This window comes from Sphingomonas glacialis (genome assembly GCF_006439055.1).
Lineage (GTDB): Bacteria > Pseudomonadota > Alphaproteobacteria > Sphingomonadales > Sphingomonadaceae > Sphingomonas > Sphingomonas glacialis_A.
Map to the genome: position 1 here is coordinate 101,377 of NZ_RCZC01000010.1, position 14,923 is coordinate 116,299.

Consider the following 14,923-nt stretch of genomic DNA (forward strand, 5'->3'; position numbering starts at 1 on the left):
CGCTCCTCAGTTGTGAAACATGCTGACAGTCGCCGGCTGATAGCCGGTGCCGGGGGTCAGAAAGCGGCGCAGTTGTTCGCGCGCCTGGTCCTGGGCCGCGGCACGCTGGGCGGCGTCCAGCGCCTGCGCCCTTCCCTGCGCCGCCAGCAGCCCGGTCAGGTCGGAGAGTTGCTGCGACTGCAGCGCCAGCAGCTGATTGCCGGCCTGCGCCGCCTGCAGCGCGCCCGACGCCGACTGGCTCGAGGAGACCAGCGATGTCATGGTGGAGCGTGCGCCCTCGATGTTGCCGACGACGCCGGCCTGCACCTTCAGCGCATCCTCGAACGCCGCGACCGAATTGGCCCAGCGGCTCTGCGCTCCGCTGATCAGCGCCTGATCGCTCGTCGATACGCTCATCCCGCGATATTGCGTGCTGAACGCCTGGTCGATCGACTGGACGTCGTAGGCGATGCGCTCGGCGCTGGTGAGCAGCGACTGGGTTCGCTGGATCTGCGCCTGAAGCTGGGCGACGCTGGAAAATGGCAGGGACGCCAGGTTTTTCGCCTGATTGATCAGCGATGTCGCCTGGTTCTGAAGCGCCTGGATCTGATTGTTGACCTGCTGCAGCGAACGGGCCGCGGTCAGCACGTTCTGCGCATAGTTGCTCGGATCATAGACGATGCCGCCGAACTGAGCGCCCGCCGGCACCGACGCGCCGATCAACGCACATGCCGCGATGCCGGTCACGAGACCGCGGCGAATGGAAAGACGGGTCATAGAAACGTCTCCTCTTGGGGGGGTGGAATAAGATCGGCCGCCCAGGCGACACCGCGTTCGCGCAGCCAGGCGCGCGCGAAATCGTGTCGCCCGGCCTTGTCGAGCACATCGGCGATGCGGATCTGGTCCTGCTTCGCCGAGGCGGCGACGAAGGCGAGCGCGACCTCGCCAAGCCCGAGCTCGAACAGGCGATTGCCGCGACGCGACTGGCAGTAATAATCGCGCTTGGGCGTGGCGCGGGCGAGGATATCGATCTGCCGATCGTTCAGGCCGAAGCGCCGATAGATCGCGGTGATCTGCGGCTCGACGGCGCGCTCGTTCGGAAGAAAAATCCGCGTCGGGCAGCTTTCGACGATTGCCGGCGCGATCGCGCTCGATTCGATGTCGGCGAGGCTCTGGGTCGCAAAGACCACGCTCGCATTCTTTTTGCGGAGCGTCTTCAGCCACTCGCGCAGCTGCTGCGCGAAGGCGGGGCTGTCGAGCACCAGCCAGCCTTCATCGATGATGATCAGCGTCGGCGAACCGTCGAGCCGTCCCTCGATGCGGTGGAACAGGTAGGAGAGAACCGCCGCGGCAGCGCCGGTGCCGGTCAGGCCCTCGGTCTCGAACGCCTGGACGCGTGCCGCACCGATCCGTTCATATTCGGCATCGAGCAACTGGCCGTACGGCCCGCCAAGGCAATAGGGTCGCAGCGCCTGCTTGAGCGGTTGCGCCTGAAGAAGCACTGCGAGCCCCGTTATCGTGCGCTCCGACAGTGGCGCGGACGCAAGCGACCCGAGTGCCGACCAGAGATATTCCTTTGCTTGAGGATCGACCGTGACACCTTCGGCGGCGAGAAGGGACGCCAGCCATTCCGCCGCCCACGCGCGCTCGGAGGGATCGTCGATCCGGGCAAGCGGCTGCAGAAACACGCTCGGCGCCGCCTCGTGCAAACCTTCGCCCAGATCCTGCCAGTCGCCGCCCATGGCGAGTGCCGCAGCGCGGATCGAGCCGCCGAAGTCGAACGCGAACACCTGCGCACCCGCATAGCGCCGGAATTGCATCGCCATCAGTGCCAGCAACACCGACTTGCCGGCACCGGTCGGCCCGACGATCAGCGTGTGCCCGACATCGCCGACGTGGAGCGAGAACCGGAAGGGGGTGGATCCCTCGGTGCGCCCGTAAAGTAAGGGCGCCGCCGCGAGATGCGCGTCGCGTTCGGGCCCGGCCCACACCGCAGACAGCGGAATCATATGCGCGAGGTTGAGCGTCGAGACCGGCGGCTGACGAACATTGGCATAGACCTGGCCGGGGAGACTTCCGAGCCACGCCTCGACCGCGTTCATGCCCTCGGCGATGACCGTGAAATCACGCCCCTGGATGAGCTTCTCGACTTGGCGACGCTTTTCGCCGGCAACGCTCGCATCGCGGTCCCATACGGTGATCGTCGCGGTGACATAGGCGTGCCCGACCACGTCCGACCCGAGTTCCTGCAGCGCGAGATCGGCATCCGCCGCCTTGTTGGCGGCGTCGCTGTCGACCAGCGTCGATGCCTCGTTGGTCATCACCTCCTTCAGGATGGCGGCAACCGATTTGCGCTTGGCAAACCATTGTCGCCGAATGCGGGTGAGCGCCTTGGTGGCGTCGGTCTTGTCGAGCATGATCGCACGCGTCGACCAGCGATAGGGAAAGGCGAGCCGATTGAGATCGTCGAGCAGCCCCGGAAACGTCACGGTAGGAAAGCCGGTGACCGTCAGCGTCCGCAGATGGTGATCGCCGAGCCGTGGCTCGAGGCCACCGGCGAGCGGCTCGTCGGCGAGCACCGCATCGAGATGCATCGGCGTCTCGGGGGTGCGGACGCGCTGACGCTTCGTCGACACACAGGAATGCAGATAGCTGAGCGTCTCGTCGTCGCTCAGCCAGGCGATCTCGGGCACGAAGCCTTCGACCAGATGCAGCAGACGATCGCTGCGATCGACGAAGCCGACCAGTGCGTCTCGGGCGTGGCTGCCGCTCTCGGCGCGTCCCTCATACAACCAGCCCTCGGCGCGCGCAGCGTCCTCGACCGGCGGCATCCACAGCAGGGTGAGGAAATAGGCGCTCTCGAAATGTACGCCTTCCTCGGCGAATTGCGCGGCGCGTTCCCGCTCGACCAGCGCCGATGCCGCGTCGGGAAAGACGTCGTCGGGATAGTGCTGCGCAGTGAAGCGTTGTGCCTCGACAAACAGCGCCCAGCCCGACCCCAGGCGGCGAAGCGCATTGTTGAGCCGCCCGGTGGTGGCAACCAGCTCGGCGGGAGTCGCTGAATCCAGATCCGGGCCGCGGAACCGCGCGGTGCGCTGGAACGACCCGTCCTTGTTCAGGACAACGCCTTCGGCAACCAGAGCCGCCCACGGCAGATAGTCGGCAAGACCAGCTGCGTGCCCGCGATATTCGCGCAAGGACATCATGATCGCCTCACACGCGCAGATAGGAGGGATAGAGAAGATGCCGTCGCGCGACATCGACGAACTGCGCATCGCGCTTGGCCGCCCACACCGCCGCCATATGACCGACCGCCCAGATCGCGATGCCCGCCAGCCACAGGCGAAGGCCAAGTCCCACCGCGCCGGCGAGCGTGCCGTTCACGATCGCCACGGCGCGCGGCGCGCCGCCGAGCAGGATCTGCTCGGTCAGCGCGCGGTGCACCGGCGCATAATAGCCGGGGATATCCTGAGCCGGATCGATCGACATCAGACCAGCGCTCCGCCGCCGAAGCTGAAGAAGCTGAGGAAGAAGGAACTCGCGGCAAAGGCGATGCTCAGGCCGAAGACGATCTGGATCAGCCGCCGGAAGCCGCCGGACGTATCCCCGAACGCCAGGCTGAGGCCGGTCATGATGATGACCATCACCGCGATGATCTTGGCGACCGGTCCCTCGATGCTTTCGAGGATCGATTGCAGCGGCGTTTCCCACGGCATGGACGAGCCGGACGCGGTCGCGGGCTGGATGAAGGCGAAGGCGCACAGCGGCAGCAAGACCAAGCGGATGCTGCGTGGCTGCGGGAGGATGGCGATCGGTTTCATTCGGTGTCTCCAAGGCTGGTGTCGGACAGATCGATGAGGCGGTATTCACCCCGGGCATCGAGGCCTTCGACGCGGGCGAGTTCGGCGAGCCGCCGGCCGTGGCCATCGCGCACGAGGACGGCGATGAGCCCGATGGTCTCGGCGATCAGAGCGCGTGGCACGGTGACCACGGCCTCCTGGATAAGTTGCTCGAGCCGACGAAGCGCGCCGAGCGCGCTCCCCGCATGGATGGTGCCGATGCCGCCGGGATGCCCCGTACCCCACGCTTTCAACAGGTCGAGCGCCTCGGCACCGCGGACCTCGCCGATCGGAATCCGGTCAGGGCGCAGGCGTAGCGAGGAGCGCACCAGGTCAGAGAGCGTCGCAACACCGTCTTTGGTCCGCATCGCCACCAGGTTGGGCGCGGCGCATTGCAGCTCTCGGGTATCCTCGATCAGCACGATGCGATCGTCGGTCTTGGCGACCTCTGCGAGCAAGGCGTTGGTGAGGGTAGTCTTGCCCGTACCGGTACCGCCGGCGACCAGGATGTTGAGCCGGGCTGCCACGCCCGAACGCAGCACGTCGGCTTCAACCGGACGCATGATGTGCGCGCGAACATAGTCGTCGAGACTGAACACCGCGACCGCAGGCTTGCGGATCGCGAAGGTCGGCGCAGTGACGACGGGGGGCAGCAGTCCTTCGAACCGCTCGCCTGTGCCGGGCAACTCCGCCGAGACGCGCGGCGCCCGGCCATGGACATCGACACCGATGTGATGGGCGACGAGGCGCACGATCCGCTCGCCATCTTCTGGCGCCATGGTTTTACCGGTGTCGGCAAGCCCCGCGCCAAGCCGGTCGATCCATAGCCGTCCGTCGGGGTTGAGCATGACCTCGATGATGGCAGCGTCTTCGAGCCACGCCGCGATCGACGCGCCAAGCGCGGTACGCAGCATGCGCGCGCCCCGTGTCGATGCTTCGGATCGGATCGAATGAACGGCCACATCAGTCCCCAGCCATGCGCCGGAGACCATCGCCCGGCGTCGGGGACGATTAAGAGAGCCAGAAAAGGCGAGACTTCAACAGATAGGTGCCGCGATCGTACCGTAGCGTAGAAAGACAGGGAATAGCGTAGAGTACCGAGCCGAACACGCGGGACTACGCGGTTCGGATATTCTCGCATCACGCTGGATGGAAGCGAATACGAATCGTCGAAGGCCCGCTCCTTGCCCAAGCCTACGGGCGTGCCGTCGCGGCCTCTCTGGCGATCACTCGACGAAAGGGAATGATCTTATTGAAGCGGTCCGTTGCTCAGTCGCATATAATCGGACTCGGTAATCGTGATCGACAGCATCTTACCGGTCATGTCCTGGACATGGCCGGTCTCATAGGTTTCCACGCCTTCAAGGATGAACCCACCCAGCATGACGAACCCGTCAAGGGTATATTCCTGCCATTCGATATTGAAGGTGCAGATACCGCACGGTCCATGACTCGCGAACGGCTTGCCGAAGTGCGGCAGGTTCGGCGCCTTATTGCCCAGAGTCGTGAAAGGATTGAAGGCGTCTTCAATCCTCCCGTCGTCATCGAGCGGAACGCGCCCGCTCTGTTCAAGCGCGCGAAGCGCCGTCGCAAATTCCGGATCGTCAACCGGCCGGAACCAGCCCGAGGATGTCCCGATCGCAAAGTTTCCCGCGACGGCTCGAGCTGCCGCCAGTGCCTGCAGCATCTCGGTGTCAGGCTCGTCTCCATCCATGCGCGCCCCGCCGCGCGTGAAGAAGGTGATCTTGCCGTCGAAAAGGAGACCCGTCGCTCCGTTCGCGTCGCTGAACGCCACCCGCTCGGTATCGAACGCCATGCCCATGTGCCGCATCATCTCGAAAACGATCGGTGCAAACATATACCGACATCCTCCCTTGAGAGATCGCCGCCGACTCGGAACCCGTTGAACGATATCACGACTTTTCGAAAATTTCGTCCAGCGTCCCGAAGACCCGGCATCGTGACAGGTCTGCCGGTCTGGCCACCGCGCGACACTGGCGCTAAGCGCCCGCGCTCCTTTTGACTGAGAGCACATTCATGAACACCGCAGATCTGATCGACAAAGTCGCCGCCGCCAATGCCTTGTTCAAGCCTGACGCCAAGGCCATCGTCGACAGCGTGTTCGCCAGCATCGCCGCCGCTGCAGCGGCCGGCGAGGAGGTTTCGCTGAATGGCTTCGGCAAGTTCAAGGTCAAGGACAGCCCGGCACGCGAGGGTCGCAACCCGTCGACGGGCGAGACGATCCAGATCGCCGCATCCAAGAAGATCGGCTTCACGGCTGCCAAGGCGCTCAAGGACAGCCTGAACGCCTGACGGTATCGGTGTCGGTGTCGGTGTCGGGGCCAGCGAACTCCGACACCGCCCCACCAGGCGGGACCCGGTCGGCGGCCCGGTACAAGGGTCGACCTTATCGCCCTGGAATGTCGCGGGACATTTCCTCCATGATACCCTTGCCGGTCTCGATCCGGGATCGAACGATCTCGATCAGACCATACCAGCGTTCCCAAGCCTGGGCCTCGGCACTCGCACGATCCCCTTCGGGCACGGGCGGCGTTGCCGTCAGCCACGACAGGACGAAGATCGCGAGCGTCTCGCTCGCGACCTCGAGGCGCCAGGAAAGCCGTTCGGCCTGCCGGGTCATGCGATCGAGCCTCCGTCCCAGCGCCGCTTCGATCCGTTCCGATCCGTCGGGCGAAAGGAAGGACGCGATCGCCGTCTCGACAATTTGCGCCTGCGATACGCGTTTGGCGCGGGCGTAATCGGCGAGCTGGCTCGACAGTGTCGGCGGCAGCCGGAAGGTATGCTTGATGCGGTTGGCGCCGGTCATAATCCCACTCCGTCCTTGGGATCGAGCGACGCCTGACGCGCCACCTTGGTCATGCGCTCGGCGAGCTTGCGGTCGAGGATCGCATTGGTCTCGGGGTCCGCACGCGGATCCCTGAAATCGAATTCGCGACGTTTTTTCGGCGGCACCACCTCTTCGTGTTCGCCAAGATCCGGCTCCCGCCGGATGCCGGCATTGGCGGGATCCCCGCTGCCTTTCGCGTCGGTCGCAGCGACCTTCGTGGCGGTCGGCACGTCATCCGTTGCGGCCTTTGGCGTCGCGGTGCGCACTGCAGCAATGCCTTGATCCTGGGTGGGTTCGGGCGGTTGAGCCGACGCCGGGTTCGGTGTGAAACCTGAATTTAAAGCTTTATCGGACGCGGTCGGATCGATCGGCGCCGGCAATCGAAGGAGCATGGTCGGGCCCTCTGGCGCCGGAGTCCAATCATCGCCGGGCGAGCCACCGGGATCATCGCCGCTCGCCATGGGTGCAGGCACGATGCGGTCGGCGAGCTGTCGATCCTGATAATACCGCGCCTTGGTCGCCCGGATCGGCTGAACTCCCGAGACCAGCACGATCGCATCGGTCGGGGGCAGTTGCATGACTTCGCCGGGGGTCAGCAATTGTCGCGCAGTCTCGGTGCGCGACACCATCAAATGGCCAAGCCACGGTGAAAGCCGATGCCCGGCATAATTCTTCATCGCGCGCATCTCGGTCGAGGTGCCGAGCGCATCCGACAGACGTTTCGCGGTGCGTTCGTCATTGGTCGCAAAGGTCACGCGGACATGGCAATTGTCGAGGATCGAATTGTTCTGCCCGTACGCCTTTTCGATCTGGTTGAGCGACTGGGCGATCAGGAACACCTTCATCCCGTAGCCCGCCATGAAGGCGAGCGCGGATTCGAAGAAATCGAGCCTGCCGAGCGCCGGGAATTCGTCGAGCATCAGCAGCAACCGGTGGCGCCGTGCCTTGGGCGTCAGCTCCTCTGTCAGCCGCCGGCCGATCTGATTTAGGATCAGGCGCACGAGCGGCTTGGTGCGGCTGATGTCGGAGGGCGGCACGACCAGATAGAGCGAGATCGGCCGCTGCCCTTCGACCAGATCGGCGATGCGCCAGTCGCATCGGCGGGTGACCATGGCGATAACGGGATCGCGGTAGAGCCCCAGGAAACTCATCGCGGTCGAGAGTACGCCCGAGCGCTCGTTGTCGCTCTTGTTAAGCAGCTCGCGCGCCGCCGACGCCACCACCGGATGCACGCCCCGCTCGCCCAGGTGACGCGTCCGCATCATCGCGGCGAGCGTGCTTTCGATCGGCCGCTTCGGGTCGGACAGGAAGCTCGCGACGCCGGCGAGCGTCTTGTCGGGCTCGGCATAGAGGACGTGCAGGATCGCACCGACCAGCAGGCCGTGGCTGGTCTTCTCCCAATGATTGCGCTTTTCGAGCGAGCCTTCGGGGTCGACGAGCACGTCGGCGACATTCTGGACATCGCGCACCTCCCATTTGCCGCGGCGCACCTCGAGCAGCGGATTGTACGCCGCAGATGCTGGGTTGGTCGGATCGAACAACAGCACCCGGCTGAACGCGGAACGGAACCCCGCGGTCAGACTCCAATTCTCGCCCTTGATATCGTGCACGATCGTCGAGCCGGGCCAGGTCAACAATGAGGGGATGACCAACCCGACGCCCTTGCCCGAGCGGGTCGGCGCGAAGCACATCACATGCTCGGGGCCGTCATGGCGCAGATAGTGCGGCCCGAACCGGCCGAGCACGACGCCATTGTCGTCGAGCAGTCCGGCAGCCTTGATGTCGCGCAGGTTCGCCCATCGTGCCGAGCCATAGGTCTCGGAGGTCTTGCGCTCCCGTGCCCGCCACACCGACATGGCGATCGCGACGAGAATGGCAGCGAACCCGCCCCCCGCGGCGATATAGCCGCCGGTGAGAAAGATCCGCGGCGCATAGGCGTCGAAGCTGAACCACCACCAGAAGAAGGCAGGCGGTGCGTAGATCCGCCATCCAAACAGGATGAACCACGGATCGCCGAGCTCGCTCTGATAGGCGAGCGCCGCGGCGGTCCACTGTGTCGCGCTCCAGACCCCGATCAGAACGACCAAGGCGACGACGAGAATCTGACCCCACAGGATCCTGGTGGCCGACATTCAAACCTCCTGCCGAAATGAACCTGCGCGCATCACAGACCGAGCCCGCGCTGCCTGCCGATACTCCAGTCGACGCCGCCGCCGCCTGCCATCGTGCCGGTAATGTGGCGCCCCAGATGCTGATCGAGCGCCGGGCGCCACGGCACGAGCTGGAAGCCGAGACCATCGTCGATCATTGCGAAGCGCCCCGAACCCAGGGTGACGCGCTCGCGATAGACGCCGCTGACGAATTCGCCGGGCTTGGACGGCATGTGCGGCAGACCGGTGCGTTCGGCGATCCGCCGGGTCGCCTCGTCCAGTTCGCCGCCCTTGAGCGTACCCAGCATCTGCTGCGCGAACACGGTGCGCTGCCCCTGCCGCACGGCGAGCCCCTGCCCTACCAGATGCTCGGTCCGGGCGCCCAACGCTTCGCGCACGTCCTCGCCGAACCCTTCGCCAAGCGACATCGCGTCGCGCGCGACCAATTGGCGGTCGAGCCAGGTCGCACCCGAGGCCGAGACCTGGTCCGCGAGCGAGAGGTCGGACCGGGTGGCGAGCGACAGCCGCTGCCGACCCGTGCCATCATCCCAGGACCTGAGCTCCACGATCGCGCCGGGTCGCGCGTCACCCGTCATGTCGATATCGGCGAACCGCACATGGTGCGTACGGCCATCGACGCCATCGATGACGGCGTAGGCGGTGCCGGTAAGTTCGTCGTGCAGGCCGCGCTCGACCAGCCGACCCAGCACCGGCTCCGGGTCCGTGTCGCCATGCAGCGCAAAGCGGGTCATGTCGGGCGCCGCACCACCCGCCGACATGGCACGATGCATGGTCTTGATGATGTCGCCGCGGATCGAGAGATCGCGCAGCGTCGTTTCCACATTCGGCTGCACCGTCCAGCACGCTGGCCCGGCGCTCTCGAGCAGCCCCAACCGCTCGAGCTTCATCGCCCGCCCGACCAGCTGCCGGCGGTATTCGGGATCCGCATCGGACGGGTCGGGACGCAGGTCGACCAAACCCCCGGCCCGATCCGCCTGGCGCAGCAACTGGCGGTCGAGGCTGGTAAATCGATCGGCGTCGATCTCGCGGTCGAGCGCGGCGCGTATTTCGCGCTCCGAACGTGGTCCCAGCTCGAGCGTCGCGCGTTCCTCCGCGCGGGTCCGCAGCCCCGCGCGGATATAGTCGCGGTCGATCACCAGATCCTGCCCATCGCCCATGCGCCCGCGCACGAGAATATGGACGTGCGGATTGTCGGTATTCCAATGGTCGACCGCGACCCAATCGAGCTCGGTGTCGAGATCATGCGCCATATCGGCCATCAGCTCGCGGGTGAAGGTCCGGAGGTCCTCCAGCTCGGTCGCATCCTCGGGCGAGACGATGAAGCGGAAATGATGGCGGTCGTCCTCGCAGCGCCCCGCAAAGCCTTCCGCGTCCGCTACGTCAGTCGACGGACCGAACATCGGCGCGTCGCGACCGTCTCGCGTCACGCCGTCGCGCTCGAGATAGATGACGTGCCGTGCAAGCGGCGCCGAGCGGAATCTGGAGCCGGTGTGGCGCACGACCCGCGCCTTGACGACGACCCGCCGGCTGGTCGCGCTCGACCGACGCAACAGCGCAGCGCTGCGGCCTCGACCGAGATGACCGGTGCCGCCGCCGCGCCCGCTCATCCGCCGATGCAACGCGCCCGAGCGCATGGCGGAATTCTTGACCAGAGCGGCGAGCGACTGGAGCCGCCGCCCACTGCCGGCACCGCGCGCCTTGCTCTTGCCCGGTCGAACCCGGAACAGATCGTCGACCTCGCTCATGACGGCCGCAAGTCGCGAAAACGGAGCCAAGATGGCGCTGTTCGCGTTGAATTTACACGATACTTTTCCCCAAACGCCGGCTGCGCGACCTGCGTGACGGCGCAAAATACAGAATAAAACCAACCACATGCACCCCGGCCGACGGCGGTGCTTTTATCTCGCCATCGCTTCTTCAAGGCACAGTTCGGCCCCCACACCCCACCCATCACGGCGGGCGAAGGCGAGCGGACCCGCCGCAAGGCGCAGGGCCCGCTCATCGACCGACCACTACCGAGCGCGCGATGAAGAGGCTTGGTGCGACGGCCGGAGGCGCCACCGAAGGCCTAAACGATCGCCGGTCCGGCGGAAAGTCGGATGCGCTCCCGGCGCCATCCGAAGGCGCAGTGGTTCGCGCGGTGAACAGTGCGCCGCGCGTCCACGCCAGCGGGTCAGGAACAGATTCGGCCGGAGCGCTGTCAGCCCGTCCGCCGACCAACGGCGCGAGGCGACGCGCATAGGCGACCGTCTCCAACGGCAACGCGCGACCGGTCGTCAGATATGCGTCGTAGCGACCCGGCCCGGCATTATACGCCGCGAGAAAGCCCGCCGTACCGTAGCGATCGTGCATCTCGCGCAGGTAGGCCGCGCCGGCGAGAATGTTGTCGTGCGGGTCGTAGATGTCGTCGCCCAGCCTGTAGCGAATGCGCAATTGCGACCAGGTTGCCGGCATGATCTGCATGAGCCCACAGGCGCCGCGCGGCGACACGGCGCGGGGGTTGCCGGCGCTCTCGACGCGCATCACCGCATGGATCCATCCCTCGGGGATGGCGAACCGGCGCGCGGCCTCGGCGACATAGTCGTCGACCAGGTCTGGCGCCTCCGCTGCCGCCCGAGCGCGCGCGGACGAGAGCGGAGGCGCGACCAGGACAATCAGAATTCCGACCGCGACGGTGCGAAGGCTGCGCATGACCGTCAGCCTTCGCGGTGCTGCCGCGCCGGGCGGGTCCAGAGCAGATAGTGCGCACCATCCACGTCGGAATGCAGGAGATTTGCGCGGATCGGCCGACTGAATGCCGGGTCATCGATCAACAGCGAAACATAGGCGCCGGCGCGCTCCCCGATCTTTTTCCATCCGGCGCCGACCTCAGCGCCCTGATCGTCACTGCCGATGTAGATGCGGTAATCGGGCATGGTCTCGCCACCGCCTGGTGCCACCGCGACCAGGCAGAGGTCGGCATGCAACGTGAGAGTCCAGAGTTCGCCGAGATAGCCTTCGGGCGTCGCGACGAAGCGGCCAATCTGGGTCATTGGTCGGATCCTTCCTTGGTGTGGGTCAGAGGGAAATTCGCGCCTGTCGCGGACCGCTCGGTCGCGCGCGGGTGCGCCCCCACGATCCAGACCGGCGTCAGCCGGCCGACGATCGTGGAGGCGGGAAGCGGCCCGAAATAGCGCCCGTCAAAACTGTCGGGCACGGACGCATTCATCAGGAAGACGTCGCGCGTGCCAAGCGTCCGGCAGCCATGCCAGACCGGCAGCGGTCGGCCGCGATGGTCGCGGTGCAGCGCCGACCCCAGCGTCACGCCGTCGACGCTGACGCGCGTGCCCGACCGGCAGACGCGTTGACCGGCCATGCCCGCGACATGCTTGAGCAAGGGCACGTGCAGCGGCAGGTAGTGGCGCCCTGCAAGATAGCCGGCGAGCGCCGTTGGCGGCGCGACGGCGACCAGGTCGCCGCGCCTGGGCTGTGCCGCTGCTCGCACCGCATAGAGACCGATCGGCACGCTCTCGCTCGCGTTCCAGATCAGCCGGGCGGCGGGATGGAGGAAGGCGGTGAATACTGTCGCCATGGTCGCGAAGGAGGCGACCATGACATAGCCGAAGCGGGTCATGACAGCAGCCTCCGCCGCAGCAGCCAGACGCGGTGACGGGCGCGCGAATAGTCGCGCGGTGACTGGCCCGCGGCGATGCGGTTGTGCAGATGGCGCCAATAGTCCGGCGCCACCTCGCCCGGATCGATGCTCAGCGCCTCGATGGCGTCAATCGCGCGCAGCACGATCTGAACTTTGGGCCATCCGCGAACCGAGAGCAGACTGTCGCCGCCGGGACGGACGAACGGCAACGTCGTATAGCCCTCGTCCGCAGTGGGCGCCCGAACGATATCGATGCGCGATGCGGTCGTCCCATAGTCGTTCGACGACCAGCGCACCAAGGCGAACAGTGTGCCGGCATCGAAGCCGACGATCCGCGTGCGCCGCGAGACGATGACGTTTTCCACTTCGGCGCCGAAGCGGATCCAGTGCTCGATCTCGCCCTCGATCCAGTGGAGCTCGGCATAGGTGCGGCAGCGCGAGGGCGGTGGCACCGCCGGCGGATCGTAGATGCGGCGGGGCGCGCTCAGCTTACTCATGGCTCTCTCCGGACAAGGGGAACTCGCGGGCGAAGAGCGCGCGGAGCATGTCGGCGACGCTCACATTCTGCTCGAGCGCCGCGCGTTTCAGGTGCCGACGCATCGCCGGCGTGACATCGATCGTCAGGCGCGCGGTGAAGCCAGTGGTCACCGGCAACGCCGCACCGTCACCCGCCTTTACCCAGCGCTCGGCCGCGCCGGGGCGTGTCGCAAAGCCCGCGCGGCTCATGGCGCCAGGCTCGCGACGCTTGCGGCGAATGCAGCCAGTTCGCGTGCGGCGGGGCCGTCGGGATCCTGTTCGAACGCAAGCCGTCCCTGTCCCATTGCTTCGGCATACAGGACGCGTTGCGCGATGCGCGCGCGGAGCAAAGATGGCGCCTGGCCCTCCAGCGCTGCGGCAGTTTCGCGCGCGATGACGGTGCGGCCCACGCACCAGTTGAGCACGAAGCGCGCAGCAAGGTTCGGGCGAAACGACTGGGCTTCCGCCAACAAAGCCAGCATCTCCGCGGACGCCCACCCGTCCAGTGGCGAGGGCTGGACCGGGATCAGCACGAGATCGGCGGCGAGCAGCGCCGACCGCATCAGCGAAGCGATGCGCGGCGGGCCGTCGATCACCACATGATCGGCGCCCGCTGCCAAGTCCGGCACCTCGCGAAAGAGCGTATCGCGCGACAGGCCAAGCACGGCGAACAGCCTGGGGCAGTCTGTATCCCCGCGCGCCTGAGACCAGTCGAGCGCCGACTTTTGCGGGTCTGCATCGACCACGACCACGCGCCGGCCCTGCCGCGCCCAGAGGCCGGCCAGGTGGAGCGCGAGCGTCGTCTTGCCGACGCCGCCCTTCTGGTTGAGCAACGCGACGATCATGTCGCCGCCCCGGCGGGCTGCACGATATCCACAGGGCGTGGTCCGGGCACACGCGTTAGAAAGAATCCGTAGGATTCTAAGTTAGCACAGTTAAGGCGCCGAATTCCGTTGCTGAAACAACGCATTACCGCCCATTTCGGTTTCCGATAGCACGAGCTTTCGGTTTCCGATGGCACGAGCCTGCCGGTCAACGATAGCACGAGCGTCATCGGTCGATATCCACAGGCTTGAGGCCGACGCGGCGCATCGCGACGTCGAACGGATCGGGGGGAATGGCGACGAAGCGCAGCCGCTCGCGGCCCAGCGCGAATTCGAGCGCGAGGCGGTATCCCGGCAGCGGCTGACGCCGCACGATATCGCGCAGCGCGAATGCGAACTGCTTGCGCGGCGAGAGCACGCCGGACTTCAAATGCAGGTGCGCGAGATCGAAGCTCCAGCCGCCGCGCTGACGACCGCCATGCTTGCGCACGATGCGGTAAAGCCAGCGCTCGAGGCCACCGCTCAACTCGAAATAGGCGCGGTCGATCGTCAGCACGAGCGCCTGGTCGAGCACGCCGGCATAGAACCAGTCGGGCACGATCAGCTCGATGCCGAGCGGTCGCCCGTGCGCGTCGAGCCGCTCCTTCCACTCGTTGATCCAGGAAAAGCGATGACGGCGGCGCTGCAAGGGCTGGCGGATGGTGGTGGCGACGGTGGTCGATTGCAGCCGGTCGAGCGCCGCTTTGAGCCGCTCATAGTCGCGTAAGCCCACGCCGCGCGAAATGAAGGTCAAGATGGCATGCGGCGTGGTCGCCATAAGCCGCGATGTCGGTCTCCCGCGATCGCGCGCCTCGACGATCTGGCTGGCCGCCCAGATCAGGATATCGGCGTCCCAGATCGTCGCCATGCCGTGTTCGGGCGTCGCCTCGACGTTGATCGAGACGTCGCCCAGCTTGAAGGCGATCGGCTTGACGCGGCGCGACTTGGCGAGGCTGAAGAACGGCCAAGCCATCAGATCCTGCGCATCGCGCGGCGCGAGGTCGCCGGGGATCGCGCGAAACAGGTCGAGCTGGCCATCGGCGTGGCGCGCGGTCATGACCGGTCTTCCGAGG

At 66.2% G+C, this 14,923-nt stretch carries 17 protein-coding genes; 1 reads left to right on the plus strand and 16 read right to left on the minus strand.

Features of this window, described 5'->3' with window-relative positions:
• Positions 1-6 precede the first annotated feature (6 nt).
• The 6 genes from trbJ to EAH76_RS21905 form a co-directional block, all read right to left on the minus strand.
• Positions 7-756 (minus strand): P-type conjugative transfer protein TrbJ, encoded by a 750-nt coding sequence (trbJ, locus tag EAH76_RS21880; RefSeq protein ID WP_140852385.1) that lies wholly within the window; start codon positions 754-756, stop codon positions 7-9.
• Entirely contained in the window at positions 753-3,185 is a 2,433-nt protein-coding gene (gene trbE, locus EAH76_RS21885) for a conjugal transfer protein TrbE (RefSeq protein WP_140852386.1), read from the minus strand. The genes trbJ and trbE overlap by 4 nt, the downstream gene beginning before the upstream one ends.
• 7 nt (positions 3,186-3,192) lie before the next feature.
• Positions 3,193-3,468 (minus strand): VirB3 family type IV secretion system protein, encoded by a 276-nt coding sequence (locus EAH76_RS21890; protein ID WP_161989122.1) that lies wholly within the window; start codon positions 3,466-3,468, stop codon positions 3,193-3,195.
• Positions 3,468-3,800 (minus strand): TrbC/VirB2 family protein, encoded by a 333-nt coding sequence (locus tag EAH76_RS21895; RefSeq protein ID WP_277754312.1) that lies wholly within the window; start codon positions 3,798-3,800, stop codon positions 3,468-3,470. The genes EAH76_RS21890 and EAH76_RS21895 overlap by 1 nt, the downstream gene beginning before the upstream one ends.
• Positions 3,797-4,780 (minus strand): P-type conjugative transfer ATPase TrbB, encoded by a 984-nt coding sequence (gene trbB, locus EAH76_RS21900; RefSeq protein WP_140852426.1) that lies wholly within the window; start codon positions 4,778-4,780, stop codon positions 3,797-3,799. The genes EAH76_RS21895 and trbB overlap by 4 nt, the downstream gene beginning before the upstream one ends.
• A 287-nt stretch (positions 4,781-5,067) precedes the next feature.
• Positions 5,068-5,676 (minus strand): hypothetical protein, encoded by a 609-nt coding sequence (locus EAH76_RS21905; protein ID WP_140852387.1) that lies wholly within the window; start codon positions 5,674-5,676, stop codon positions 5,068-5,070.
• Positions 5,677-5,855: 179 nt separating this feature from the next.
• Here EAH76_RS21905 and EAH76_RS21910 point away from each other — a divergent pair, with 179 nt between their 5' ends.
• The gene (locus EAH76_RS21910) at positions 5,856-6,131 is read left to right on the plus strand and encodes an HU family DNA-binding protein (RefSeq protein WP_140852388.1); all 276 of its coding nucleotides are present in this window, start codon (positions 5,856-5,858) and stop codon (positions 6,129-6,131) included.
• Positions 6,132-6,225: 94 nt separating this feature from the next.
• Here the strand turns inward: EAH76_RS21910 and EAH76_RS21915 are convergent, their stop codons facing one another.
• The 10 genes from EAH76_RS21915 to EAH76_RS21960 all read right to left on the minus strand — a co-directional run bounded on the left by EAH76_RS21915 (position 6,226) and on the right by EAH76_RS21960 (position 14,907).
• On the minus strand, positions 6,226-6,645 hold the full coding sequence (locus EAH76_RS21915; RefSeq protein WP_140852389.1) for a CopG family transcriptional regulator: 420 nt from the start codon (positions 6,643-6,645) through the stop codon (positions 6,226-6,228).
• Entirely contained in the window at positions 6,642-8,798 is a 2,157-nt protein-coding gene (locus tag EAH76_RS21920) for a conjugal transfer protein TraG (RefSeq protein ID WP_140852390.1), read from the minus strand. Before EAH76_RS21920 ends, EAH76_RS21915 begins: the two co-directional genes overlap by 4 nt.
• 32 nt (positions 8,799-8,830) lie before the next feature.
• Positions 8,831-10,582, minus strand: a complete 1,752-nt coding sequence (locus EAH76_RS21925; RefSeq protein ID WP_140852391.1) for a relaxase/mobilization nuclease domain-containing protein — start codon at positions 10,580-10,582, stop codon at positions 8,831-8,833.
• 253 nt (positions 10,583-10,835) lie between these two features.
• On the minus strand, positions 10,836-11,528 hold the full coding sequence (locus EAH76_RS21930; RefSeq protein WP_140852392.1) for a lytic transglycosylase domain-containing protein: 693 nt from the start codon (positions 11,526-11,528) through the stop codon (positions 10,836-10,838).
• 5 nt (positions 11,529-11,533) lie between these two features.
• On the minus strand, positions 11,534-11,869 hold the full coding sequence (locus EAH76_RS21935) for a DUF736 domain-containing protein (protein WP_140852393.1): 336 nt from the start codon (positions 11,867-11,869) through the stop codon (positions 11,534-11,536).
• Positions 11,866-12,450 (minus strand): S26 family signal peptidase, encoded by a 585-nt coding sequence (locus EAH76_RS21940; RefSeq protein ID WP_140852394.1) that lies wholly within the window; start codon positions 12,448-12,450, stop codon positions 11,866-11,868. Before EAH76_RS21940 ends, EAH76_RS21935 begins: the two co-directional genes overlap by 4 nt.
• Positions 12,447-12,968 (minus strand): DUF2840 domain-containing protein, encoded by a 522-nt coding sequence (locus tag EAH76_RS21945; protein WP_140852395.1) that lies wholly within the window; start codon positions 12,966-12,968, stop codon positions 12,447-12,449. Before EAH76_RS21945 ends, EAH76_RS21940 begins: the two co-directional genes overlap by 4 nt.
• Entirely contained in the window at positions 12,961-13,197 is a 237-nt protein-coding gene (locus EAH76_RS21950; protein ID WP_140852396.1) for a hypothetical protein, read from the minus strand. Before EAH76_RS21950 ends, EAH76_RS21945 begins: the two co-directional genes overlap by 8 nt.
• The gene (gene parA / locus EAH76_RS21955; RefSeq protein ID WP_140852397.1) at positions 13,194-13,832 is read right to left on the minus strand and encodes a ParA family partition ATPase; all 639 of its coding nucleotides are present in this window, start codon (positions 13,830-13,832) and stop codon (positions 13,194-13,196) included. Before parA ends, EAH76_RS21950 begins: the two co-directional genes overlap by 4 nt.
• Before the next feature lie 205 nt (positions 13,833-14,037).
• The gene (locus tag EAH76_RS21960; RefSeq protein WP_140852398.1) at positions 14,038-14,907 is read right to left on the minus strand and encodes a replication initiator protein A; all 870 of its coding nucleotides are present in this window, start codon (positions 14,905-14,907) and stop codon (positions 14,038-14,040) included.
• Positions 14,908-14,923: the final 16 nt, after the last annotated feature.

Coding starts and splice junctions, on each gene's coding strand:
- trbJ (WP_140852385.1), bottom strand. CDS start 756: ATGACCCGTCTTTCCATTCGCCGCGGTCTCGTGACCGGCATCGCGGCA.
- trbE (WP_140852386.1), bottom strand. CDS start 3,185: ATGATGTCCTTGCGCGAATATCGCGGGCACGCAGCTGGTCTTGCCGAC.
- EAH76_RS21890 (WP_161989122.1), bottom strand. CDS start 3,468: ATGTCGATCGATCCGGCTCAGGATATCCCCGGCTATTATGCGCCGGTG.
- EAH76_RS21895 (WP_277754312.1), bottom strand. CDS start 3,800: ATGAAACCGATCGCCATCCTCCCGCAGCCACGCAGCATCCGCTTGGTC.
- EAH76_RS21905 (WP_140852387.1), bottom strand. CDS start 5,676: ATGTTTGCACCGATCGTTTTCGAGATGATGCGGCACATGGGCATGGCG.
- EAH76_RS21910 (WP_140852388.1), top strand. CDS start 5,856: ATGAACACCGCAGATCTGATCGACAAAGTCGCCGCCGCCAATGCCTTG.
- EAH76_RS21915 (WP_140852389.1), bottom strand. CDS start 6,645: ATGACCGGCGCCAACCGCATCAAGCATACCTTCCGGCTGCCGCCGACA.
- EAH76_RS21920 (WP_140852390.1), bottom strand. CDS start 8,798: ATGTCGGCCACCAGGATCCTGTGGGGTCAGATTCTCGTCGTCGCCTTG.
- EAH76_RS21925 (WP_140852391.1), bottom strand. CDS start 10,582: ATGAGCGAGGTCGACGATCTGTTCCGGGTTCGACCGGGCAAGAGCAAG.
- EAH76_RS21930 (WP_140852392.1), bottom strand. CDS start 11,528: ATGCGCAGCCTTCGCACCGTCGCGGTCGGAATTCTGATTGTCCTGGTC.
- EAH76_RS21935 (WP_140852393.1), bottom strand. CDS start 11,869: ATGACCCAGATTGGCCGCTTCGTCGCGACGCCCGAAGGCTATCTCGGC.
- EAH76_RS21940 (WP_140852394.1), bottom strand. CDS start 12,450: ATGACCCGCTTCGGCTATGTCATGGTCGCCTCCTTCGCGACCATGGCG.
- EAH76_RS21945 (WP_140852395.1), bottom strand. CDS start 12,968: ATGAGTAAGCTGAGCGCGCCCCGCCGCATCTACGATCCGCCGGCGGTG.
- EAH76_RS21950 (WP_140852396.1), bottom strand. CDS start 13,197: ATGAGCCGCGCGGGCTTTGCGACACGCCCCGGCGCGGCCGAGCGCTGG.
- parA (WP_140852397.1), bottom strand. CDS start 13,832: ATGATCGTCGCGTTGCTCAACCAGAAGGGCGGCGTCGGCAAGACGACG.
- EAH76_RS21960 (WP_140852398.1), bottom strand. CDS start 14,907: ATGACCGCGCGCCACGCCGATGGCCAGCTCGACCTGTTTCGCGCGATC.